General features: G+C 44.4%; 17 protein-coding genes. 5 read left to right on the top strand and 12 right to left on the bottom strand.

Annotated elements, in window-relative coordinates; all coding sequences use genetic code 11:
• Window positions 1-197: 197 nt before the first annotated feature.
• From CXF69_RS02560 to CXF69_RS02545, 4 genes are all read right to left on the bottom strand, one after another.
• Window positions 198-2,054, bottom strand: coding sequence for an efflux transporter outer membrane subunit (locus CXF69_RS02560; protein WP_102078861.1), 1,857 nt, complete (start codon window positions 2,052-2,054; stop codon window positions 198-200).
• Window positions 2,051-5,290, bottom strand: a complete 3,240-nt coding sequence (locus CXF69_RS02555) for an efflux RND transporter permease subunit (protein WP_101206358.1) — start codon at window positions 5,288-5,290, stop codon at window positions 2,051-2,053. The genes CXF69_RS02560 and CXF69_RS02555 overlap by 4 nt, the downstream gene beginning before the upstream one ends.
• A 35-nt stretch (window positions 5,291-5,325) precedes the next feature.
• Window positions 5,326-6,732 carry an efflux RND transporter periplasmic adaptor subunit gene (locus CXF69_RS02550; RefSeq protein WP_101206359.1) on the bottom strand — a complete coding sequence of 469 codons (1,407 nt, stop codon included), beginning with the start codon at window positions 6,730-6,732 and terminating at the stop codon, window positions 5,326-5,328.
• 645 nt (window positions 6,733-7,377) lie between these two features.
• A complete protein-coding gene (locus tag CXF69_RS02545; protein WP_101206360.1) occupies window positions 7,378-8,403 on the bottom strand; it encodes a polyprenyl synthetase family protein in 1,026 nt (341 codons plus the stop codon).
• 578 nt (window positions 8,404-8,981) lie between these two features.
• Between CXF69_RS02545 and rplU the strand changes: the two genes are divergently transcribed.
• The 3 genes from rplU (at window position 8,982) to lolA (ending at window position 10,737) form a co-directional block, all read left to right on the top strand.
• Window positions 8,982-9,293 carry a 50S ribosomal protein L21 gene (gene rplU / locus CXF69_RS02540; protein ID WP_057761012.1) on the top strand — a complete coding sequence of 104 codons (312 nt, stop codon included), beginning with the start codon at window positions 8,982-8,984 and terminating at the stop codon, window positions 9,291-9,293.
• A gap of 91 nt (window positions 9,294-9,384) precedes the next feature.
• Entirely contained in the window at window positions 9,385-9,642 is a 258-nt protein-coding gene (gene rpmA / locus CXF69_RS02535) for a 50S ribosomal protein L27 (protein WP_021813611.1), read from the top strand.
• Between the two features lie 408 nt (window positions 9,643-10,050).
• Window positions 10,051-10,737 carry an outer membrane lipoprotein periplasmic chaperone LolA gene (lolA, locus tag CXF69_RS02530; RefSeq protein WP_404944624.1) on the top strand — a complete coding sequence of 229 codons (687 nt, stop codon included), beginning with the start codon at window positions 10,051-10,053 and terminating at the stop codon, window positions 10,735-10,737.
• Window positions 10,738-10,857: 120 nt separating this feature from the next.
• Here lolA and scpB read toward each other — a convergent pair whose 3' ends face one another.
• The 8 genes from scpB to mrdA all read right to left on the bottom strand — a co-directional run bounded on the left by scpB (window position 10,858) and on the right by mrdA (window position 18,967).
• Window positions 10,858-11,418 carry an SMC-Scp complex subunit ScpB gene (gene scpB / locus CXF69_RS02525; protein WP_101206459.1) on the bottom strand — a complete coding sequence of 187 codons (561 nt, stop codon included), beginning with the start codon at window positions 11,416-11,418 and terminating at the stop codon, window positions 10,858-10,860.
• 124 nt (window positions 11,419-11,542) lie between these two features.
• A complete protein-coding gene (locus tag CXF69_RS02520) occupies window positions 11,543-12,406 on the bottom strand; it encodes a segregation and condensation protein A (protein WP_101206460.1) in 864 nt (287 codons plus the stop codon).
• A 138-nt stretch (window positions 12,407-12,544) separates the two neighbouring features.
• Window positions 12,545-13,630, bottom strand: a complete 1,086-nt coding sequence (locus CXF69_RS02515; RefSeq protein ID WP_101206362.1) for a tryptophan--tRNA ligase — start codon at window positions 13,628-13,630, stop codon at window positions 12,545-12,547.
• 108 nt (window positions 13,631-13,738) lie between these two features.
• The gene (locus CXF69_RS02510; protein WP_101206363.1) at window positions 13,739-14,827 is read right to left on the bottom strand and encodes an LpxL/LpxP family acyltransferase; all 1,089 of its coding nucleotides are present in this window, start codon (window positions 14,825-14,827) and stop codon (window positions 13,739-13,741) included.
• A 332-nt stretch (window positions 14,828-15,159) separates the two neighbouring features.
• Window positions 15,160-15,546 (bottom strand): 30S ribosomal protein S9, encoded by a 387-nt coding sequence (gene rpsI / locus CXF69_RS02505; protein WP_101206364.1) that lies wholly within the window; start codon window positions 15,544-15,546, stop codon window positions 15,160-15,162.
• Between the two features lie 10 nt (window positions 15,547-15,556).
• Entirely contained in the window at window positions 15,557-15,985 is a 429-nt protein-coding gene (gene rplM / locus CXF69_RS02500; protein WP_057761004.1) for a 50S ribosomal protein L13, read from the bottom strand.
• 210 nt (window positions 15,986-16,195) lie between these two features.
• The gene (gene rsmD, locus CXF69_RS02495) at window positions 16,196-16,882 is read right to left on the bottom strand and encodes a 16S rRNA (guanine(966)-N(2))-methyltransferase RsmD (protein ID WP_101206365.1); all 687 of its coding nucleotides are present in this window, start codon (window positions 16,880-16,882) and stop codon (window positions 16,196-16,198) included.
• Window positions 16,883-16,981: 99 nt separating this feature from the next.
• Window positions 16,982-18,967 (bottom strand): penicillin-binding protein 2, encoded by a 1,986-nt coding sequence (gene mrdA / locus CXF69_RS02490; RefSeq protein ID WP_102077872.1) that lies wholly within the window; start codon window positions 18,965-18,967, stop codon window positions 16,982-16,984.
• Between the two features lie 493 nt (window positions 18,968-19,460).
• On the opposite strand from mrdA, the gene CXF69_RS02485 reads away from it, so the two are divergent.
• Both CXF69_RS02485 and CXF69_RS02480 read left to right on the top strand, forming a co-directional pair.
• Complete coding sequence (locus CXF69_RS02485) at window positions 19,461-20,795, top strand: DUF445 domain-containing protein (RefSeq protein ID WP_101206367.1); 1,335 nt, start codon at window positions 19,461-19,463, stop codon at window positions 20,793-20,795.
• Window positions 20,796-21,075: 280 nt separating this feature from the next.
• On the top strand, window positions 21,076-23,106 hold the full coding sequence (locus tag CXF69_RS02480; protein ID WP_102077873.1) for a heme lyase CcmF/NrfE family subunit: 2,031 nt from the start codon (window positions 21,076-21,078) through the stop codon (window positions 23,104-23,106).
• The last annotated feature ends 1 nt before the right edge of the window (window position 23,107 follow it).

Genomic DNA, 23,107 nt, shown 5'->3' with positions numbered 1-23,107 from the left:
TAGATTTTGTTATATAGTGCGTGATGTATTGATATTACTTTTCACTGACTATATTTGCTGCTCATATCGTGCCACTACTATAACCAAAGACAGCTGGCGAAAGCAAAAAGCCCTACCAAGTCGGCAGGGCTGATTGTATTTATCGACTGTCAACGTAATGCGTAAGCAACGTCATCAAACAAAGGTTTCAGAATAGCCTAAGGCTCATTAATCTGAGTCACAGGAACTTGCTCAACACTATTGTTATTGAAGCGAGTCTCTTCAGTGACCACACCGACAGCGGCATCCTTCTTACCATCTTCATTCACATCGACGATAGCAGTCGGTTTGAAAGTAGTCGTTTCTACCGCTTGCGACTGCTTAATGGCGACAGCTTCTTGTGGCGTAGTCACACGCGCTGAACCAGCTGCTTTGATGGCATTTGTCGCTTTGGTTTTTGCACTAGTAGCAGTTCCAGTGACAATCTGTGCCAAGTTGGTGTGCTGCGGTACAGGAATGACAGACGGTACATCAAGGTTCGCACCGCCACCAAGCGCTTGGTACAACTCAATCTGGCTAACGATTTTCTGTAGCTCTAAATCTAGGATGCCTTGTTGGGTCGAGAATAGCGAACGCTGGGCATCGAGTACATCTAGATAGTTTGAGATACCGGCTTTAAAGCGTGCATCGGCAATTTGATAAGTCTGCTCAAAGTTATCTTGTAGACGATACTGTGCTTCTAGCTGCTCACCCAAGGTGGCGCGTGTCGCTAGTACATCCGAGACTTCACGGAATGCCGTTTGAATAGAACCTTCATAGTTGGCAAGCGTTTGCTCACGTTCAATTCTGGCCACATCATATTCTGCATCTAAACGACCTGCATCAAAGATTGGGACACTAATACTTGGGCCGAATGACCAGCCGACAGCGCCGCTCTTGAATAAGTCATCTAAGCTACCGCTACTGACACCAATACTACTCGCTAGGCTAATAGAGGGGAAGTAAGAGGCACGTGCCACTTCTATATTGGCACCAGCGGCTTTTAGGTTGTATTCCGCTTGCAGGACGTCAGGACGATAGCGCAACAACTCACTTGGTAGGCCAGCATTAAAGATTTTCTGGCTAGTTATATTGCTAACGGCAGGCGTTGGAATCAGCTCGTTAGGAATCGGCGCACCAATCAAATATTGCAGGGCATTACGCGAGGTCAAGATACTGCTCTGCGCCCGCAATACGGCAAGTTTAGCATTCTCTAAAGAAGCACTGGCTTGCAACGAAGGCAGTCTAGGATCAATCCCTGCCTCAAACCGTTTGGTCGCAATGAATAACGATCGTTCACGACTCTCAACCGTGGCTTCTGCCAACTTAAGCTGCGCTAAGCTATAGCTTAGATTGGCATAGCTTTGGGCAATGTTACTGATCAGACTGATCTGCGTCGAATCTTTGGCTGCGGTGGTCGCCAAGAAATTTTGCAAAGCTTGGTCTTTTAGACTAGCAATCTTACCCCAAAAATCCAGCTCATAGTTGGCCAACCCTAGGTTGACGTTATAACTACTATTGGGGTTTTTGTCCGTTCTGTTCTGTGCTTGGCGCGTGTAACCACCACTACCATTGATGGTCGGCAGATCGTTAATATCGGTGATTTGATATTGCGCTCGTGCTTTTTCGATAGCTAGGCGTGCGCTCTCAAAGTCTTTATTGTTCTCTAATCCTAATGCAATTAGCCCTTTTAGGCGCTCATCGCTATAGAAGTTCTGCCAGCGTTGTCCCGCAATACTAGGCTGGGCTGCGTTACTGGCCGTTTCCTTATCAAAGGCACCGTAGCTTTGTTCGATAGGGATGTTAGGCTCGGCAAGTACAGGACGGCTATCGGCTTTTGGAATGGTATTACAAGCCGCCATGCTCATCGCTAAAGCCGTTAAGCTGATTAAGCGAACACTATTTCTGCGCACTCGTGCAATAGTTGGGCTCGCAAATCTAGCAACCAGCGCTGCCTGTTCGCCTGACATTGGGCGCACATGAGCAGTAGTTGTGACTACCGCTGCTGAGTTAGTAGTAAAAGGTTGTGAACTCATTGTGTATTATCTCCAAAGCTTGCAGGCTGATAACTCTCAGAGGGAGTTGGGTTCTGCGGACCAGGCGTACCATTGTCATCGCCGCCATCGCCTTTATCATTTGGCTTGTTGTTGGCATATTTGTACGGGAACGCACTGCGTACCCAAATGTAGAACATCGGGATAAAGAAGATGCCTAACAAGGTTGCCGTTACGACACCGCCAACCACACTGGTACCGATGGCGTTTTGACTGCCTGAACCTGGGCCGCTCGCCAAGAATAATGGCACAACACCCAGACCAAAGGCAAGTGAGGTCATGATAATTGGACGCAGACGTTGGCGTGCCGCCGTCATGACCGCATCTTTTAGACTATAGCCTTCCTCTTGATGGTCTTTAGCAAACTCGATAATCAAGATGGCGTTTTTAGCCGATAGACCAACCACCGTCAGTAGACCTACTTGCAAGTAGATATCGTTGGCGAAGCCTCGTAACCACGTAAATATCACCGCACCCAATACCCCAAGTGGAATAACCAATAGGACAGAGAAGGGGATAGACCAGCTCTCATATAGTGCCGCCAAGCACAAGAATACGACTAAGATTGAAAGCGCGTAAAGCATCGGCGCCTGGGCACCTGATTTTTGCTCTTCCAATGACATACCCGTCCACTCGTAACTGATGCCTTCAGGTAATTTGTCTATCATGGCTTCCATTGAGCTCATGGCTTCACCAGTACTCAAACCTGGGGCTGCACTACCTTGGATATTCATTGATGGTAAGCTGTTATAGCGGGTCAGACGCGGTGAGCCTGACTGCCATTCACTGGTCGAAAAGGCATCAAATGAAATCATATCATTCGTCTCGTTTCGTACATACCACTTACCAATGTCATCAGGGTTGGTACGGCTGCTGGCTTCACCTTGTACATAGACACGTTTGATACGGCCACGATCGATAAAGTCGTTGACGTAGCTTGAGCCCCATGCAGTCGAGATGACGCTATTGATATTACTCAATGATAGACCATAAGCGGCTGCTTGCTCTTGGTTGATATTGACCTTGAGCTGCGGTGAGTCTTCTTGACCGTTTGGACGTACACCAGCGACTTGATCGTTCTGTGCTGCCATCCCTAAGAGCATGTTACGGGCTTCAAGTAATCCGTCGTGCCCGAGGTTGCCACTGTCTTGTAGCATCAAATCAAAACCACTGGCATTACCAAGCTCAGTAATGGCTGGCGGTACAATGGCAAATACTTGAGCTTCATTTATCTGAGTAAAGAAGTACCCCATCGCTCGACCAGCGACAGCCTGAGCGGTATTTTCATCGCCCGAGCGTTCCTCCCAGTCTGATAAGCGCACAAACGCTAGACCCATATTCTGACCTTGACCTGCAAAACTAAAGCCTGCAATGGTAAAGACCGAAGCGATATTATCAGTTTCTTGGGTATCGTAATAGTTTCTAACTTTATCCAATACGTCTTGCGTCTCATCTAACGTAGAGCCAGCCGGAAGCTGAACCAAGGTAAACATAATGCCTTGATCTTCTTCTGGTAAAAACGAGCCTGGAATACGTAAGAATACGACCGCCATGATACCGATAATGGCTGCGTAGCCAATCATGTATAACCATTTAAAACGAATACTTTTGCCGACAAAGTTTTCGTACGAACGGCTAAGTTTGAAGAAGCCGCGGTTGAACCAACCGAAGAAGCCTTTTTGCTTTTCGGTACTGCCTTTTTCATGACTTTTGCCACGTTTCAGCAATGTCACACATAGGGCAGGGGTAAATACAAGCGCGACCATGGCAGAGAGCACCATGCTGGTAATCAGCGTAATAGAGAACTGACGATAAATCACACCTGTTGAGCCACCAAAGAAGGCCATCGGTACGAATACTGCAGACAAGATAAGCGCAATACCAATAACGATTTTACTGATTTCACCCATCGACTGGATAGTTGCATCTTTGATAGAGATGTGAGGATCTTCTTCTAGTATTCGCTCGACGTTCTCTACGACGACGATCGCATCATCGACCAACAGACCGATGGACAATACCATGGCAAACATGGTCAAGACGTTGATACTAAAGCCTGCAATATACAACACTGCAAAGGTACCCAAGAGTACGACAGGTACGGCAAGGGTCGGGATAATGGTGGCACGCCAGTTCTGTAAGAAAATGAACATAACGATAAATACCAACACAATCGCTTCAATGAGGGTCATAACGACTTGTTCGATAGACAAGCGTACAAATGGTGTGGTGTCATACGGAACGACTGAGGCTAGACCAATTGGGAAGTTTTTTTCCAGCTCAGCCATACGTGCGCCGACGGCTTCACGAGTCTCAAGGGCGTTTGCGCCACCAGCGAGTGAAATACCTAAACCGGCTGCTTCTTGACCATTGTAGAGAGAGACAACGCTATAGTTTTCACTGCCAATCTCGACATCTGCCACATCGCCTAAGCGCACTTGTGCGCCTGAGGTATCTGTTTTTAGTAGAATGTTTTTAAATTCTTCAGGCGTTTGAAGATAGCTTTGTACAGTAACAGTGGCGTTGATAACTTGTTTGTCTGTGTCGGCAGGTGCTTGACCCAATTGACCAGCAGATACCTGAGCATTCTGTGCTCGTATCGCATTGACGACATCTGAAGGTATCATGTTGTAGCTACGTAGGCGTGATGGGTCTAACCAAACACGCATCGCATAAGTAGAACCAAAGACCTGAACTTCACCCACACCCTCTACACGACTGATCGAATCGACGACATTAGAGTTAATATAATCGGCAATATCTGCCCGATCCATGGTGCCATCTTCAGAAATAAATGCTTGCACCATCAAAAAGCTGCTAGACGATTTATTGACGTTGACACCTTGACGCTGAACAGACTCAGGCAAGGAGCTCATCGCTGCTTGCAGTTTGTTCTGTACTTGTACTTGAGCTGTGTCAGGATCTGTGCCGTTTTCAAAGGTAAGCGTCACTGAAGCACTACCATTTGACGAGCTCGATGACGACATATACATCAGACCATCGAGGCCTTTCATACGCTGCTCAATGATCTGTACTACTGAGTTTTCTACGGTTTGTGCATTAGCACCAGGATAGCTTGCACTGACCGAAATAGTCGGCGGTGCAATACGTGGATACTGTTCGATCGGTAGATTAATAACCGATATCACCCCGATGAGCATGACCAAAATAGCCATAACCCATGCAAAAATAGGGCGATTAATAAAAAAACGTGACATAGTATATCCCTAAGTCTTCCTATCTTTGAATGGAATTAGTTAGCAGCGATTTCTGTAGGTTTCTTAGCAGAAGTTTCGTTACCAGCTGGCTTATCCACCGTTTTTGCAGCTTGCTGAGGCGTTTTGGCGTTTGGCGCGCCTTGTCCTTTTGCAGATGGTGCTGGATTGGCGTTTTCGAGTGGCTTAGCGACTACCTCTTGTTCAGGTTTGACTTTTGAGCCGCCAATCACCACCACTTTATCACCTGCTTTTAGACCGTCAGTGACAACCCACTGTCCGTTGTAAGTACCATTAATAGTAACTGGACGTACTTGGATTTTGTTGTTTTCATCGACGATATAGACTTGCGTCTCACTCTTAGGTGTACGTGTCACTGCGCTTTGCGGGACTAATGCCGCATTGGTAATGACACTTTGGGTCAAGCGGGCAGTCACATACATACCTGGCAGCAAGATGTTGTTGCTGTTTGGGAAGATGGCACGTAAGGTAACCGCGCCAGTTGACTCATCCACTTTTGCTTCAGATAGCGCAAGCTTACCGCGTACCGGATAGACCGAGCCATCCTCTAGTACCAATTCAACCGAGTTCATACCGGGCTGCGCTTTGCCTTCCGATATTTGCTGGCGCAATTTTAACAGCTCAGACGAAGACTGACTGATGTCGACATAGATAGGATCTAAGCGCGAGATAGTCACCAACGGATTGGCTTGACTGGCACTAACCAAAGTACCAGCCGTCACATTTGAGCGCTCTGTGCGCCCTGAGATTGGTGCCCGTACGATGGTGCGATTCAGATCAAGAGTACTGGACTCTAAACCTGCTTTCGCGGTTTGAATGCCCGCTTTTGCGCTTTCGATACCTGCTTGCGTTTGACCGACAGTCGCTCGTGCACTATCTAATGCAGCTTGTGCAGTACGGACTTGCGTTTGTGCTTGATCGTATTGTTGCTTCGAGATAGCATCAATCTCCACAAGCCCTTGTAGGCGCTGGAAGTCATTAACCGCTTGAGCTAATGACGCTTGGCGACTGCCTAATTCAGCTTTGGCATTGGCATTATTAGCCAGTGCTGTCTGATAATTGGCTTGTGCTTGAGCGACCGCTGCTTCTCCACTAGTAATAGAGGTAGCGTAGTTGTCCGTATTGATACGATACATCGGTTGGTCTTTTTTGACATTACCGCCCTCACGGAACAGTACTTCGTCAATGACGCCGTTGACCTGTGGACGAACGTCAGCGGTTTGATAAGCCGCTGTACGTCCAGAAAATGTTTGTACTTGAGGTACCGTATCGAAAGTGACAGTTTGGACGTTGACGACGGCAGGCGGCATCTGCTGCTGTGCAGCGGCATCAGCGCCAGCGGCGTCCTCGTTTTTGTCACAGCCAACCAGTACAGCTCCAGATAGTACAGATGCTATTACAAGCGCAAGATAAGAGTGCTTCATCAATGTCCTCGGCAATATAAAATAAATAATGACAGTATAAAAAGTTTATAAATAAATCTTAACGTATTAAATTCTTTAAAGAGTAAATATATGGGTAGTCTTGAGGCTATGTGCCTCGGCATATTTTGCTCATCGCATTGTTAATAAAATCAGTTTTAATAGCACCAATTTTAGTAGCGGATTATGACCAAAATATTCGGTCGCTAAGGTTGTATGCGCAATAATGAGGCAAGATTTTTAGCGTCATAGATGTAGGCAAACCATAAAGTTGATTAGTAAATTTAATCAGTTATTATAAACTAATGGGGTTACCCCATAGTCAAGTACTTTAGAATAGGGTTTGCCAAAAAAAACAGCGACTTTAGTTGTGAATCTTGCGCTAAGTGCCGTGGTTACAAGCGACACACCAACGAATAACCAAAAAAGTCATCTAGAGGCTTCGATGACAAAAAATGTTAACTTTTGTTATAAAAGTCATATGAGACGGTTATTCCTACCTGTTTGACCTCAAAAATCCCATGTGCAACCAAAACCTTTATTTTAGCAACCGTTAAATGTGACCATTAAATAAATGAGCCAAAACCTGTATCGAAGACGACTTTTATAGACACAGATATGGGCACAGCGTAAATGTTAGCAGTCAGACTATAATAAACGTGCGCTGGCAAGCTCTGTTAATTGGTGCAGCCCTTGGCGATAACGATTGTCAGGCAAGGTACTTAGCGCTTGTTGTGCCAGCTTCGTTTCTTCCAAAGCGCGCAGCTTACAATAGTCTAATGAGCCAGAGGTGCGTACCAATTCGATAAGCTGCTCTGCATTGGGTGTTTTGCCCGTTTGTACAGCGACACGTAATTGCTCATAGCCTGCTTTATCACTGTCTTTTAATAATTCAAGCGCTTTAATAGTCGGTAGGGTCGGTTTGCCTTCGGCTAAATCATCACCCAAGTTTTTACCCATTAGCTCACTATCACCGCTGTAATCGAGTACATCGTCGATAATCTGGAAGGCATTACCGAAGTGCTGACCAAAATCGCCCAGCGCGGTCATATATTCTGTTTTGTCTTGCAAGATAGCTGCGCCTTGGGTCGCCATCATAAACAGACGAGAGGTTTTGCCATCGATAATATTGAGATAATCGGTTTCAGTCGCGGCAGGGTTATGCTGATGTTGCAGCTGCAATACTTCACCTTCGGCAATATCACAAGTCCCGTCTGAGAATACCTGCAGTAGTGGCAAGCTTTGAAAACCAACCAACAAGTTAAAGGCGCGGGCAATCAGATAGTCACCGACCAGTACTGCTGTGGCATTGTCCCAAGTGGCATTCGCCGTTGGCTTACCACGGCGCTGCCCTGACTCATCAATCACATCGTCATGCACTAAAGTTGCCGTATGCAGCATCTCAGTAATGGCTGCCAAATGCATGGCCTGCTGTGATGGTGCATCATTGAGCATGCGCGCACATAACAAGGTAATCAACGGGCGCATCCGCTTACCACCTGCATTAATCACATGCTGTGAGACGCTCATCACCAATTGGACTTTTGAGTTCAGACTACCGAATACTTGCTTGTCCATAATTTCAAAATCATCCGCCACGATATTTTGGATATCAGCATAGGTCAGCGTAGATTGAGAAGTAGGAGAGATGTTATCTAAAAGGGTACTGGTCATAATAAATAGTCATATTAATGAAAATAAAAGGGTGGGTAATAGCCCTAATCTATAGCTAGGATAGCTACCTACCTAGGGTTATTGTCTGGCTTATAATAGCATAGCTAGGCGTCTCAATTGTTGAATAAAGTAAGACATGACGCAGAGTATCGACTCTAAAACTGCCTGTATCTCTCTATTAAATACCAAATAAAAATGATAAAAACAAAAAAGAATTATAAATAGTTTTATGGGGCATTATCAACAATGGCTGCTTAAGCAAAAGCGATTGATAAAAGACTGTAAGCAACTGATTATATGCGTTATAATGGCCGCTGTTGGGCTTAATCTATCACTTATCATTACTATTTCTCATGTTTATATTCGCATTGTCGTTTATCGACTTTCTTTGATGAGCAGCAGTTATAGCAAAATGAGAGATGGTCATTAGTGTAACCACCTTGCAAAAACAAGAGGCGCGGCTTGCTTTTATGAGCAAAAAGACGTAAAATCTTGCCTTTAATTTTTCCCTGTCGTGTTCGTCGTAAAAGCGTTGGTATAACATCAGCCACGGCACACGGGTTAAACGGAGTCATACAATGTACGCAGTAATCAAAACTGGTGGTAAACAGCACCGTGTAGTCGTCGATGAATTGCTTAAAGTTGAACTACTAAAAGCAGAAAAAGGCGAAACAATCAAATTTGAAGACGTGTTGATGGTTGTTGACGGCGATAACGTCAAAATCGGTCAGCCTGTTGTTGACGGCGCTAGCGTAGAAGTTGAAGTTGTTGAGCATGGTCGCGGCGAAAAAATCCGTATCATCAAGCACAACCGTCGTAAGCATTATCACAAAGAACAAGGTCACCGCCAATGGTACACCTTGTTAAAAATCAAAGCGATTAATGCCTAATTATCCATTTAGCAATTATTGCTAAATAGCGCACTAAATGCTTAAGAGTTATCGCATCAGCGATAAGTCAAATTAACAAGGAGATTTTCTCATGGCACATAAAAAAGCTGCCGGTTCGAGCCGTAACGGTCGTGATTCAAACCCAAAAATGCTAGGCGTAAAAATCTTTGGTGGCCAAGCTATCACAGCTGGTAACATCATCGTTCGTCAACGTGGTACAGAATTCCACGCAGGCGAAGGCGTTGGCATGGGTCGTGACCATACTTTATTTGCACTGAATGACGGTGTTGTAAAGTTTGCGACCAAAGGTAAATTTAACCGTCGTTATGTTACGGTTGAAAACGCATAATTATCTATTTAGATCGTTTTATTCGTTGAATAAAATGATCAGATAATTAAAAAAGCCCTTACTGCCTTATGGTAGTAAGGGCTTTTTACGCTTGTAAGGTGATATAAATTAATAATAATTCTAAGCGATATCTTTAAAGCCACTATTAGCATAATTACTGTAGCTAATAATTATAAATGCAAACTTTTACCGTGTAACTGTATTGGTTACAAGCGTGTATGGCAGCCGTAGTAAAGATTGCAAATCATGACTAGGCGCGTAATAAAAAAACTGGCACACTGTTGCCATTGCTGATAGTTACCAGCTTTAGCTTGGTAAAATCAGTATTTATAGAAAACAAAAATTTCAATAGAATATTTTATTTTTAGCGACAACTTTAAAGCGATTATGCTTTTTTAGAGAGGATTTATGATGAACTTATCTACGAAAAAATCAACCAAACAAAAAATGATGAGTGGGGCTTTAGCAGGTGTATTAATGACATCGCTAGGTGTCGCAGCGCCAATGATGGCATTGACTCAAACGGCTACAGCAGCTCCTGCTGACAACCTAACAGCTGCTAAACGTTTGAACAAATTGCTGACCAATACCAAGAGTATGACAGCCAATTTTAGTCAAACAACTAAAGGCGCGAGTAGTGGTACGTTTACAGGCTCTATGAGTGTTCAACGTCCAAATAACTTCCGCTGGGAAACCAAGTCACCATCAGAGCAGCTTATCGTTGCTAATGGGAACTCTATGTGGGTTTATGACAAGGATTTAGAGCAAGCGACTAAGCAGAATGTTGACAGTCAAGTAGGTAATACACCAGCGTTACTACTGTCAGGTGATCCAAGCAAGATTGATCAAAACTTTAAAATCACTCAGCCATATGACAACAAGAACTACTATGTGCTCTATCCTAAGTCAGACAGCGCAAGTTTCAAAAGTCTTTCAATAAGCTTTAGTGGTGGCAAACCTGTCATGATGGTATTGAATGATACCTTGGGTCAAACAACTTCTATCAAGTTTAGCGGTATCAAAATGAACCCAAGTATCGGTAGCAGTCAGTTTAAATTTACACCATCAAAGGGTGTTGATGTGATTAATCAGTAATTAACATAGATATTGCTAGGTTTTGATATCAGTTCAAAATTAGCAACATAATAAAAAGGACAGATCCTATGAGGTCTGTCCTTTTTTATGTGAGTAACTATAGTTTGTTCAGCAGAAAACTTAAGACATAGCTCGTATGGTTTCCATATCTGGCATAGGTGGTAGTTCATCTAAATGGCTTAATCCAAACGCATCTAAAAACTGCGCAGTAGTATGAAGCAACGCAGGACGACCTAAAGTATCTTTAAAGCCTTTCTCCACAATCCATCCTTTATCAAATAACTGGCGCAGTATATTGCTCGATAATGTTACTCCGCGTACATGCTCGATATCACTGCGTGTCACAGGTTGCTTGTATGCAATGACACTTAGGGTTTCAAGTAAAGCTTGGCTCAGGCGTTCTTGACGCTGCGGGAAAGTACGCTGGATTAAACTGCTATAGTCATCAGATATCTGTAAGCGATAACCGCTGGCGGTCTCATGTAGCTTAAGCACACCTATATCTAAGCGTTGTTGCAGCACTTCTAAGGTTTGCTTTAATTCTTTAGTAGATAATGACAAATGTTTTTTTAATGCGTGAGCGGTCAGCGGTGCCTCTGAGGCATGCAGCAGCACTTCGATACGTTTACTCATCTCTTCCAAAGAATCATGCTGCGCGTCAGCTGGTGGAGATGTAGTCATAGTTATTGGTTCTTGGGTCTCGTCATGTTGCTTTGGGTCTTCAATATCTACCATCTAAAGTATGCTCTTATTTCAATATTGTGATTTTGATAGAGAATGGGCTAGGAGACAATCTTAGAGCCTACTAGGCTAGCCACTGTAATGTGAGATTTGTGGATTCATTATTCATATTAGTCTGATCAGAATTATTGGAAACAGAGTTGACGATACCGCTATCTGTCTCAATATTGACCACACCAACTAACTGCCGCTTTATAAGCTCAAGTACGGCGACAAAACTCACGACCACGCCTATTTTACCTTGTGCCTTGTCTAGTAGCTCATAAAAGGAGTGCGCCCCATCTGTACTTAATTGCCTGCTAATACTGGCAATACGATCGGCAAGTGGTACTGCATCAACTTTGATCGTATGCATTTGATAGTCAGGCTGTAGCTGCATTTTAAATAAACTATCAATCAGCAAGTTAGGTGAGTAGCTTGGCAGTTCCGCATTCATAACGTCTTGATCAGGCATACTAACCATTGCCAAAAACACATCGCGCTCTAGACGTACTAGATTGTCTAAGCGCTGACTGACTACCTTGATTTGCGCGTACTCTTCGAGGCGTTCGATCAGTTCTGCTTTTGGATCACGCTCGTCGGTTGGGGTATCAGGGGCAGGCAATAGCAGTTCGGTTTTGATGGCGATGAGCGTTGATGCCATAAGAAGATAATCACCCGCTAATTCAAAGTGCTCGGTATCCAATTCACCGATATAAGCTAAGTACTGCTCAGTGATAGGCAGAATAGGCATTTGGGTCAAATCGACGTTGTTCTTTTTGACCAAATACAATAGAAAATCCAATGGACCAGCAAACTGCTCTAACCAAATAGCAAATGCTTGCGGTGGGACATAAAGATCGTCTGGCAAATGCTGCACAGGCGTTTGATAGATACGTAGCGACATATCATGGTTGACTGATTCATCAGGCTCATTCTGATTGTCCATAGGCTCAGAAGTTGAATCAGCCATAGCAGATAAGGCGGCTTTAGACAAAGCCGCCTGTTTGGTGTTTGGTTCAGTTTGCACGTTTAGCACCCGCTTTGATAATAAATTGCGCCAGTAAAACGACTATTCCAGCAACGATTATTTAAGCTTAGCAAGCGGACGGATACCGATAGCACGGCGAGCTTTGTCTAGTTGCTTACGACTATGGCGACGGGCTTTATCCGCACCCATCTGCAAGATTTCTTCTAGCTCTTTTGGATTGGCCATCAGCTCTTCATAACGTGCACGGAATGGCGCGATTTCGTCATTAATCTTATCAAACAGAGCTTGCTTAGCGTCACCCCAGCCAATACCAGCGGCATAACGCGCACGCATATCAGCAATCTCTTCAGGGGTCGCAAATGCTTTATAAATCTCAAAGATAGCTGAATCATCAGGATCTTTTGGCTCATCAGGTAGCTGTGAGTTAGTCACAATTTTCATGATGGCTTTATGCATTTGTTTTTCAGGACTAACTTGTGGATTTGGCTCACCAAATAGGGGAATCGTATTGCTATAGCTCTTACTCATCTTGCGGCCATCAAGCCCAGTAAGCAGCGGTATATCGTTATCAACGACTGCTGACGGTAGCGTGAAAAGCGACTTATAACGATGATTAAAAGTACCTGCGATATCACGCGCCATCTCGATATGCTGCACTTGGTCACGACCAACAGGCACGTGGGTCGCATTAAACATCAAAATATCAGCCGCCATTAGCACGGGATAACCGAATAGACCCATGGTGACACCTTGATCAGGATCGACATCGGCTTTTTCTGTATTGATATCAACGGCTGCTTTATAGGCATGGGCGCGGTTCATCAAACCTTTGGCACATGAACAGTTCAAAATCCAAGCAAGTTCTGGAATCTCAGGCACGTCTGACTGACGATAGAACGTGACGCGCTCTGGGTCTAGACCACAAGCAATCCACGTAGCGGCAATGGCTCTCGTCGACTCATGAATGATAGCAGGGTCATAACAACCGATAATGCCATGGTAGTCTGCCAAAAAGAAAAACGCTTCATGATCACTGTTCTGAATAGACTCAATCGCTGGACGAATCGCGCCAACATAGTTACCTAAATGTGGAATACCAGTTGGTTTGATACCAGTCAAGATGCGCTTAGCTTCGGTTGAAGTATCAGAAGTTTGATTGTCAGGAGTACTGTTATTGCTCATGGAAAATCCGTTATTTTGTTTATAAAATTATTATCAGTGCATAGCTAAAATGCAAAATATTAGCCGCAAAGTATAGCAAACTTCACCAGTATTTTTGGGAATAAAGGCTTACTTATAGATATCAGTACGACCGTTTGGCCCATGTTTAAAACGACGATGGAACCACATCCACTGCGTAGGATCAATACGAATGAGCCCTTCTAAAACTTCATTGACCCGAGTGGCATCAGCGACTTCATCTTTACTTGGATAGTTGTCTAATTCTGGCGTAATTGTTAAATGATAATGGGGACGTTTACCACGCGGCAAGTTGTCAGGCGTTTGCCGATAAGTATGCAATGCCATGACAGCTGGTGGCTTTGCTTTGCTACCCAGTTTTGCCATGCGACGCGATGCAGTGATAGTCGCGGCGGGCACACCGAAAAATGGTGCCATGACCCCTTGCTTAAGGCCATAGTCTTGGTCAGGAGAGTACCAAATGACGTGTCCTGCTTTGATAGAAGTAACTAAGCTTCGCATATCACGACTAGAGATTTGCTTACCAAATATATTGGTACGACCATTATAGATAATCCAGTCCAGCAAAGGGTTGTTTTGCGTACGATACATACAATCTACTGGGAAAAACTGCGCACATAATAGTCCACCCAAATCTAGCATCGTATAATGTGCACCGAGCAGGATAACTGGTCGCTGCTCATTTTGCGCATTAACAATATGCTGTAGCCCTGAAATGGAAACAGTTCTAGTAAATATATTTGGCCTGAACCAAGCGCATAACGTTTCAAACACACCAATGCCTTGATTGACAAATACTTGCTTGGCCATTAGTTCACGTTCAGCTTCGGGCTTTTCTGGAAATGCCAGCTTCAGATTGATTAGCGTATCGCGTCTACGCGAGCCAGCAGCTTTATAAATCAATATACCAAGCTTACGACCTAGCCAAAACTGCCAACGTAGTGGCAGATATATCATTGGTAGCATTATTAAGAATAATAACCAAATGCCCCAATTCTTTGGTGATAAAAACTGCCACTGAAATGGCTTGTTATCTGCTTGCGCTGTACGCTTATGATTTTGGGTAATTGTCGGTGTGCCAGCAGGTATCGCAGGCGACTTAGCCGACTGTTTCATGCTAGGCGGCACGCTGCTATTGGCAGATGGTTTGCTAGGGTCAAATTGTTCTGGCGCTTTCATAATATCCTTCTGCAGCACGGTTTGAGGCATCATGGCAAATAATAAAAAGTTACTGATATGATGGGGTAGCGTTTAATGCTTTGCAAGTTAGAATTTCTACAGACGCTCTACTTTGCAGCGTTGAAACAAGGCACTCATGTTAGTTATTGCCGTAAAACAAAGCTGGTTTGATGAAGACAATCGGATAATCAACACGCTATCAGTAGGCATAAAAAAACCTTATAAGCTGTGACCAGCTTATAAGGTTTTGCAAAACCAGACTCTTATTTAACTTTGCTACTGAAGCTCTGAGAAAAAGACAACAGCAGCAAAAATATAAGAGATAGTTTTGATTAACGTTTTGAGAACTGTGGACGTTTACGTGCTTTACGTAGACCCAGTTTCTTACGTTCAACTTGACGTGAATCACGAGTAACAAAACCAGCTGCTTTTAGGGCAGGCTTCAAAGTTTCGTCAGCTTCGATTAATGCACGTGTGATGCCGTGGCGGATTGCGCCAGCTTGACCACTAATACCACCGCCTGCAACAGTTACATATAAGTCATATGCGTTAACAGAGTCTAGTAGTTCTAATGGCTGACGTACAACCATGCGTGAAGTTTCACGGCTGAAGTATTCGTCAAGTGGCTTACCGTTAACAACGATACTACCAGTACCTTTTGATAAAAATACACGAGCAGTAGACGTCTTGCGGCGACCAGTTCCGTAATTGCGTTCCATAAGTATATCCTTAGATGTCTAGTTCTTTAGGTTGCTGTGCAGTATGTGGATGATCAGTACCCGCATAAAGTTTCAGCTTCTTGATCATCGCATAGCCAAGAGGGCCCTTTGGAAGCATACCCTTAACTGCTTTGTGTAGAACATCTTCAGGCTTATGTGCAAGCAACTTATTGAAGTTGGTTTCTTTAATACCACCTGGGTAGCCACTGTGACGATAGTACTTTTTGTCTTGTGCTTTTTTACCCGTTACCGTGATTTTGTCAGCATTGATGACAACAATAAAGTCACCAGTATCAACGTGCGGAGTAAAAGAAGGCTTGTGCTTGCCACGTAAGCGAGTTGCGATTTGAGTGGCTAAGCGACCAAGGGTTTTGCCGTCAGCATCTACGACATACCAGTCATGGGTCACTTCAGCTGGTTTTGCACTAAGTGTTTTCATGATAAAACCTTAAAATTAGAATTCGTTGAGAGTTTAGCTGGGAACGGGGCTCTCAAAAAACAGACTGCACATTATAAGCAGTAGCGCCTACGCTTGCAAGCTGCATTGGGGTTTATTTTCGCCTTATATACATTAAACTGCAGCGTCGGCCAGTTTTTAGCGGTTCTAAACATTTGTAAAATACGTTAACGGCTTTCATTAACCCGACAATTATGACGATGATAGACGATAAAGTCCAGCGACAACTTGTCCGACTTTGGTTTGTTTCAAGCATTCAAAAGTGATTGGTTGCTGAGTAACGCTCGATTGAGAGGCTAAATTCTCATTTAGCGACGCTTCCAATTGCTTAAGCTGTGCTGACAAATCTTTATCAGCTTCTAAATAAATTAGTGTTTCAGTATTGATTAAGGCATTGGTAATAAGCGCAGTCAAAATAGGCTGCCATAAATCCTGAGCATAAGGTGGATCGATAAATACAATGTCAAAAAGGCGTGCAGTCAGTTGCTCTTGACGTAATACTTGCTTAGCAGTGCCAGTGATGATTTGGTAAGCAGCAGCTTCAAGACGTAATTGCTCAGCACTCTGACGTAGCATGTTACTTTGTGCTGGATTGATTTCGATAAATGTTGTGTGGGCCGCACCGCGAGATAGTGCTTCAAATCCTAGTACGCCACTGCCAGCGCAGCTATCGAGTACATGGGCGTCATGAATGTCAGCGAGTAGCCAGTTAAATAAAGTCTCCCGCAAGCGATCTGGGGTCGGGCGCAGGCCATCTGCATCAATGAAACTTACAATACGGCGCTTAAACTGACCACCGATAATGCGCACATCACCCGCTGCCGCACTTTTCGTCTTACGGTTATTCTTTGGTGCGCGTCCATTTGAGGCTTTTTTCATTATTGTGTCTCGCTTACCAATTCTATGCTAGGTTTTACTTTACTAAGTCTTATTTCACTAGGTTTTACTTTTTATACTATTAACTGCTTAAACGTCTAGTTACTCAGACGTTGCTGCTGCCGCTTCAGCTTCCGCGGCTTCTTTCTCTTCCAATGCTTTTGCTTCTTTATCACGAATGGCATCACGCATCGCTTTTTCAAAAGCCTTTTGGCGTTTAATGACTTTTAGCTCATCAGCGGACGGCGGCAATATCGGATCAGTTTTGCGTTGTAGCATCCAGTAGTCAAATAGAGCACGGCCAATAGGCGCTGCAACAGCACTACCACCGCCGCCATTTTCGACCAATACCGCAAGGGCAATCTGCGGGTCTTCTACTGGCGCAAAACCATTAAACCAAGCATGATCCCAGTGGCGCTTATCTATTGCTGACTTATCGTAGCGTTTGCCCTGCGCAATAGATTTCACCTGTGCAGTACCTGTTTTACCAGCGATACGATAGCGCGGGGTATAGATACCGCGTCCTGTACCATTTTCTACCACGCTTTCCATCGCATCATGCATACGCAACCAGTCAGACGGCTTACCGTTATAGTCGATTTTACCATCTGGCTTAGTGATAATTTTGACGTCCGCGGCACCGTCACTGCTCTTTAATAAATGCGGAGTAATGTGCTGACCTTTACTGGCTGTCATGGCTGTAGCGTTGGCAATCTGTAATGGTGTTGCCAAGAAATACCCTTGTCCAATACTGACCGAGATGGTTTCGCCCGGTAGCCAATCTTTATCGTAAGTGTCTTTTTTCCACTTTGGTGATGGCATGATGCCTGATTTTTCATTAGGCAAATCAATACCAGTATCTTTACCAAAACCAAAGCGTACCATCCAATCGTGCAGACGTTGAATGCCCATCTCATAAGCCAGCTTATAATAATAAGTATCGACTGACATGGCGATAGATTTTTTTAGATCTACCGTGCCATGACCGCCACGTTTCCAGTCACGGAATCGATGTGTGTCGCCAGGTAAGCTAAAATAACCAGGATCATAGATGGTGCTGTTCCAATCGCGTAGACCATAATGAATACCGCCTAGACCCTCGAATGGCTTGATAGTAGAGCCAGGTGGGTAGGTACCTTGTAGTGCACGGTTATACAATGGCTGGTCGAGATCTTCACGCAGGTCGTCGTAATCTTTAAAAGAAATACCTGATATGAAAGGGTTAGGGTCGTAGCTTGGGTTACTAACAAATGCTAAGACGTCACCGTTTTTGGGATCTATCGCAACGATTGCACCGCGGCGTCCATCGAGCTGCTGCTGGGCGATGGTTTGCAAACCATAATCCAAGCTCAACGTAATATCGTTACCTGCTATCGGCGGCTTGGTATCCAGCTGGCGTAAGATATTACCATGTGCGTCTGTTTCTACCGATTGATAACCCGGTTGCCCAAGCAAAATATCTTCGTAGTAGTCTTCGATACCAATTTTACCAATCAAGTCAGTACCAGCATAACGGTCTTTATCAATACGCTTTGACTCTTTGTCATTGATACGTCCGACATAGCCGATGACATGGGCAAACAGCTCATCATAAGGATAAGAGCGCGTAAGCTTGCTCTGAATAGAGACCCCGCGGAAGAACGGCTTACGCTCACTAAACTGAGCCAACTGTGCTTCTGTTAAGTCGATCTTGATCGTTACAGGGTCATTTTTATTTTTACTTAGACGCGCCAAGATATCAGTGATATCTGTATCGGTTAAATCAAAAATCGGCGCGAGTAGATGCAACGTGCGCTCAGGATTTTCGACCTCATCAGGGCTGAGCATCGCTGTAAATACAGGCTGATTGTCTGCCAGTATTACCCCGTTACGATCATAGATATACCCACGACTAGGTGGCGCAGATATCAGTTTGATACGGTTGTTATCGGCTTGCGTTGTGTACTGATCATGAGCGTAGACTTGCAAATACCCATAACGTGTTATCAAACCGCCCAAACCAATCAATATTATAATCCCAAAGATGATAATACGATTGGTAAAGGTACTGTTGACCTGTTCGGTATTGGGAGTTATCGGTTTATTCATAGAAGATCAGAGCCCAAACGGTCAGTGAGTCAATAAAAGAAAAATAAGAGGGCAGGTTGGTTAACCAAAGTGCGGTGAGTCTAAAAGATAATGCAAATGGTTTCAATCACATAGAAGGGTATGGGGTGAAAACGTTATGCAGTCATTTATACGCAGGTAGTCTTTGTTATTGCACTACAAATTATAACAGAACAAATGAGCAGACGCAGTACTCAGTCATATATTTTGTCTTGATTATCTACTGACCAAGCACTTGCTTATATTTAGGTTTTTATTGGTTAACAGACGATATCAACCATGTCATCTTTAGTCACAACTTGCCGCTGGTCTATATGTGCTAATAACTGGCAAGTATGCTAAAATCAGGCGATTTATTTTATAGTAGTTATTATGGGCGGAGCGTCTTTTGAAACGTTCTCATTTTGCTAAAGTCTCGTTATCAGTAGCGACAGTATTAGCAACGACAATCAACCTGTCAGGGACTAGATAAGTCATGGACGTAAATTCATTATGGCAGACGATAGCTGAACACCCAGAGTTCTTTGCCATGCTGACCATTCCACCAGTGACGGCATTCGTCACTTGGGTACATGTGTGGATGGCGCTCAAGATGCTGTTTTATCCGGTCAAGTTCTGGGGTATTCGTATTCCGAACTTCCCATTTTTTGGGCTGCCAGGTATCGGTTGGCAAGGTATTGTTCCGCGCAAAGCGGGCAAGATATCAGGAGTTATCGTTGACCAGACGCTCTCAAAACTCGGTTCGCTTGATGAGTTTTTTAAGGCGATGGAACCTGAGCAAATGGCGATATTTGTCACTGATACGGTGGACAAAAACCTTGAGCCATTGATTGATGAGATTATGCTGGATCACTCACCAGCATTGTGGGGCAATTTGCCTTACGCCCTAAAGCGCCGTGTCTATGCGCAAGCCCATAAAGAGCTGCCCAGTATTATGCAGTCGCTTGTGACAGATTTGACTTATCATGTCGAAGACTTGGTCGATATGCGCAAAATGATTGTCAATACCATGGAAAATGATCGTCGTTTGATGGTCAATATGTTTTTAAAAGTTGGGCAAAAAGAGATCGATTTTATCTGGCACATCAGTGCTTTGATTGGTCTGGTATTTGGTATTATCCAGATGTTTATATTTTTGGTAGTGCCGCAGCATTGGACCGTACCGTTCTTTGCTGCAATTTGGGGTTTTCTCACCAATTGGATTGCCATTTGGATGGTATTTAATCCAGTAGAGCCGCACTTCATACCTTATTTGAAGCTGTTTACGGTGCAGAGTCGCTTTCCATTTATTAAACCGGTTATACCGCATATCGCAAAGTATCGTTTGCAAGGCGGCTTTATGAAGCGCCAAGAGGAAGTTTCTGAGGTTTTTGCTGAGATTGTGGTAAAGGATTTGGTCACTTTAGAAAACATCATGAATGAAATGATGTACGGTGATCGCTCAGCGCAAACGCGTGATTTGATGAAATCGCATCTATATACGGTGCTAGAGTCACCAGTGATTAGCACGACATTACGTGTGGGATTGGGTCGCCGTGATTATGGACAACTCAAAAATACCATTATTGACAAGTCTATTGTCGCAACGATGGTACCACTGCGAGATCCTGAGCTAAATGAAAGCCGAGCCAGTAAAATATTTGGTCTGTTTCGCGATAGAATACGTGCGCTTACGCCAAATGAGTTTCAGAATCTATTGCGTCCAGCTTTCCGTGAGGATGAGATGACGTTGATTGTTTTGGGCGGTTTGACCGGTTTTCTAGCAGGTTGGTTGCATTTAGTGTTAGTATTTTTCCCCTCGATGCAGTAATGCATCAATAAGTATTTTTAATTAGTCATGAATGGCTGTATTGAATAAGCTTTGAATAACTAAAAAATGTAAAATTAACAACAGATAAGCATTTTGTATCAATCATTCATATTGGTACGTCACAATGATAGTAGCGGGTTTCATGTGCTTCTACAGCAATTGAAACCTCAGTTTTTAACCGTAAACTATGACCGCATAAAGGACTATTAGCGTTTGCCAGTGGCTAGCAATGCCATCGGTGAACCCTTAATTGTATCCAAGGTAAACAAGGTTAGACCGTATGTTAATCACAGAATTGGGTTATTTTGCCTTGCTGGCCGCTTTTATACTGGCGATTTTGCAGGTGGTACTACCAACCATTGGCGTCATGCGTGACCACGTCGCTTGGCAGCGTTTGGCGCCAAGTCTGGCATGGGCACAATTTGCGGCAATGATTACCTCATTTGCAGCATTGATGGCAGGCTTTTATTACAACGATTTTAGTCTCGTCTATGTCACACAGCATTCCAATACATTGCTGCCTTGGTACTACAAGCTGTCGGCGACATGGGGCGGGCATGAAGGCTCGCTGCTATTGTGGATGACCATCATGGCCACTTGGTGTGCGCTGGTCTCTTACTTCAGTCGTGGGTTGCCGTTGTCTATGCGTGCGCGAGTGCTGGTGATACTGGCAGGCGTGCAGATGATGATGCTAGCGATGCTTATCTTTACCTCATCGCCATTTGATCGCACATTGCCCAATCTACCTGTTGATGGCGCGGATCTAAACCCTGTATTGCAAGATTTTGGTTTGATTATTCACCCACCAATGCTTTATATGGGTTACGTGGGCATGGTAGTGCCATTTGCGTTTTGTATGGCAGCATTGTGGGAAGGGCGTTTGGATGCGGTATGGACACGTTGGTCGCGTCCATGGGCATTGGCTGCTTGGGGGTTCTTAACAGTCGGTATCGCGCTTGGCTCATGGTGGGCTTATTATGAGCTTGGCTGGGGCGGTTGGTGGTTCTGGGATCCAGTAGAGAACGCATCATTAATGCCGTGGTTGGCAGGAACGGCGCTACTGCATTCGCTTGCTGTCACCGAAAAACGCGGTGTATTTAAAGCATGGACGATTATGCTCGCAATCTTTGCTTTTGCGCTTAGCTTGCTTGGTACGTTCTTAGTACGTTCAGGTGTCATCACGTCAGTGCATTCATTTGCCGCTGATCCAACGCGTGGTCTAGTGATTCTAGTCATCCTCGGTATTATCGTCGGTGGTGGTCTGTTGATGTTTGCTATACGTGGCTGGCGTTTGACGGTTGAGAGTCAGTATCGACTCATCTCACGTGAATCATTTTTGGTAATTAACAACGTTATTATTCTCATTTCAACCTTAGTGGTACTACTTGGTACGCTATATCCTATTATTGCTGATGCCTTTAACTTAGGTCAGGTATCTGTTGGCCCTCCATACTTTAACGCTCTATTTGTGCCGTTGACATGGCTGCTACTGGTAGCGATGGGTATGGGCTCTAATATCCGCTGGAAACAAGACAGCCGCCCGTTATTGGGTGCTGGCATGGTCATTGCGGTGAGTAGTTTGGTATTGGCCGCCATTATTACCTATTTCACCAGTCCGTCGGCGATGCTAAATATCGGTGTCACATTGGCTGTGAGCTTTTGGGTGTTGCTATGGATGGTTGTCGATTTCAAAGACAAGACCAAAAACGCACCAAGTCGCTTAAACGGTTTACGTCAGTTGCGTCTGAGCTACTGGGGTCAGCAAACTGCTCATATTGGTGTCATCATTGCGGTCATCGGCGTGGCATTTACCACTACGTTGAGTATTGAGCGTGATGTGGCATTAGGGCCTAATGACAGTGTCAATGTGCAAGGCTATGACTTTACGGTAGAAGGCTTTAGTGAAGTAAAAGGCAGTAACTTTGACGCTACGCAAGCAGAAGTAACAGTCAGTAAAGACGGTCAAGAAGTGACCACGTTATATCCTGAAAAGCGTAACTACATTATCAGTATGATGCCGATGACAGAAGCTGCGATTGATGCCAATCTGATGCGCGATGTCTACGTAGCACTTGGTGAGCCGATTGCTGAAGATAGCAATGAATGGGCTTTCCGTATCTATGTCAAACCGCTTATCCGCTGGATATGGTTGGGCGCGCTTATCATGGCGTTTGGCGCATTGCTCAGTATGCTAGACAATCGTTACCGTATCAAAAAAACCAAAACACCTGCACAAATCGCGGCCAAAAAATCAGGCTTTGCGACGGTTGCAGATTTGGATACGTCAGCTACAAAGATAGGGGAGCGTTAAT

Origin of the sequence: Psychrobacter sp. Choline-02u-9, assembly GCF_002836505.1 — a bacterium.
GTDB lineage: Bacteria > Pseudomonadota > Gammaproteobacteria > Pseudomonadales > Moraxellaceae > Psychrobacter.
The sequence above is the reverse complement of the archived record's forward strand: the minus strand, read 5'-3'. Positions and strand labels throughout refer to the sequence as shown.

Excerpts from the sequence above, each read along its gene's own strand:
- CXF69_RS02560 (WP_102078861.1), bottom strand. The coding sequence starts at position 2,054 with ATGAGTTCACAACCTTTTACTACTAACTCAGCAGCGGTAGTCACAACT.
- CXF69_RS02555 (WP_101206358.1), bottom strand. The coding sequence starts at position 5,290 with ATGTCACGTTTTTTTATTAATCGCCCTATTTTTGCATGGGTTATGGCT.
- CXF69_RS02550 (WP_101206359.1), bottom strand. The coding sequence starts at position 6,732 with ATGAAGCACTCTTATCTTGCGCTTGTAATAGCATCTGTACTATCTGGA.
- CXF69_RS02545 (WP_101206360.1), bottom strand. The coding sequence starts at position 8,403 with ATGACCAGTACCCTTTTAGATAACATCTCTCCTACTTCTCAATCTACG.
- rplU (WP_057761012.1), top strand. The coding sequence starts at position 8,982 with ATGTACGCAGTAATCAAAACTGGTGGTAAACAGCACCGTGTAGTCGTC.
- rpmA (WP_021813611.1), top strand. The coding sequence starts at position 9,385 with ATGGCACATAAAAAAGCTGCCGGTTCGAGCCGTAACGGTCGTGATTCA.
- lolA (WP_404944624.1), top strand. The coding sequence starts at position 10,051 with ATGATGAACTTATCTACGAAAAAATCAACCAAACAAAAAATGATGAGT.
- scpB (WP_101206459.1), bottom strand. The coding sequence starts at position 11,418 with ATGACTACATCTCCACCAGCTGACGCGCAGCATGATTCTTTGGAAGAG.
- CXF69_RS02520 (WP_101206460.1), bottom strand. The coding sequence starts at position 12,406 with ATGGACAATCAGAATGAGCCTGATGAATCAGTCAACCATGATATGTCG.
- CXF69_RS02515 (WP_101206362.1), bottom strand. The coding sequence starts at position 13,630 with ATGAGCAATAACAGTACTCCTGACAATCAAACTTCTGATACTTCAACC.
- CXF69_RS02510 (WP_101206363.1), bottom strand. The coding sequence starts at position 14,827 with ATGAAAGCGCCAGAACAATTTGACCCTAGCAAACCATCTGCCAATAGC.
- rpsI (WP_101206364.1), bottom strand. The coding sequence starts at position 15,546 with ATGGAACGCAATTACGGAACTGGTCGCCGCAAGACGTCTACTGCTCGT.
- rplM (WP_057761004.1), bottom strand. The coding sequence starts at position 15,985 with ATGAAAACACTTAGTGCAAAACCAGCTGAAGTGACCCATGACTGGTAT.
- rsmD (WP_101206365.1), bottom strand. The coding sequence starts at position 16,882 with ATGAAAAAAGCCTCAAATGGACGCGCACCAAAGAATAACCGTAAGACG.
- mrdA (WP_102077872.1), bottom strand. The coding sequence starts at position 18,967 with ATGAATAAACCGATAACTCCCAATACCGAACAGGTCAACAGTACCTTT.
- CXF69_RS02485 (WP_101206367.1), top strand. The coding sequence starts at position 19,461 with ATGGACGTAAATTCATTATGGCAGACGATAGCTGAACACCCAGAGTTC.
- CXF69_RS02480 (WP_102077873.1), top strand. The coding sequence starts at position 21,076 with ATGTTAATCACAGAATTGGGTTATTTTGCCTTGCTGGCCGCTTTTATA.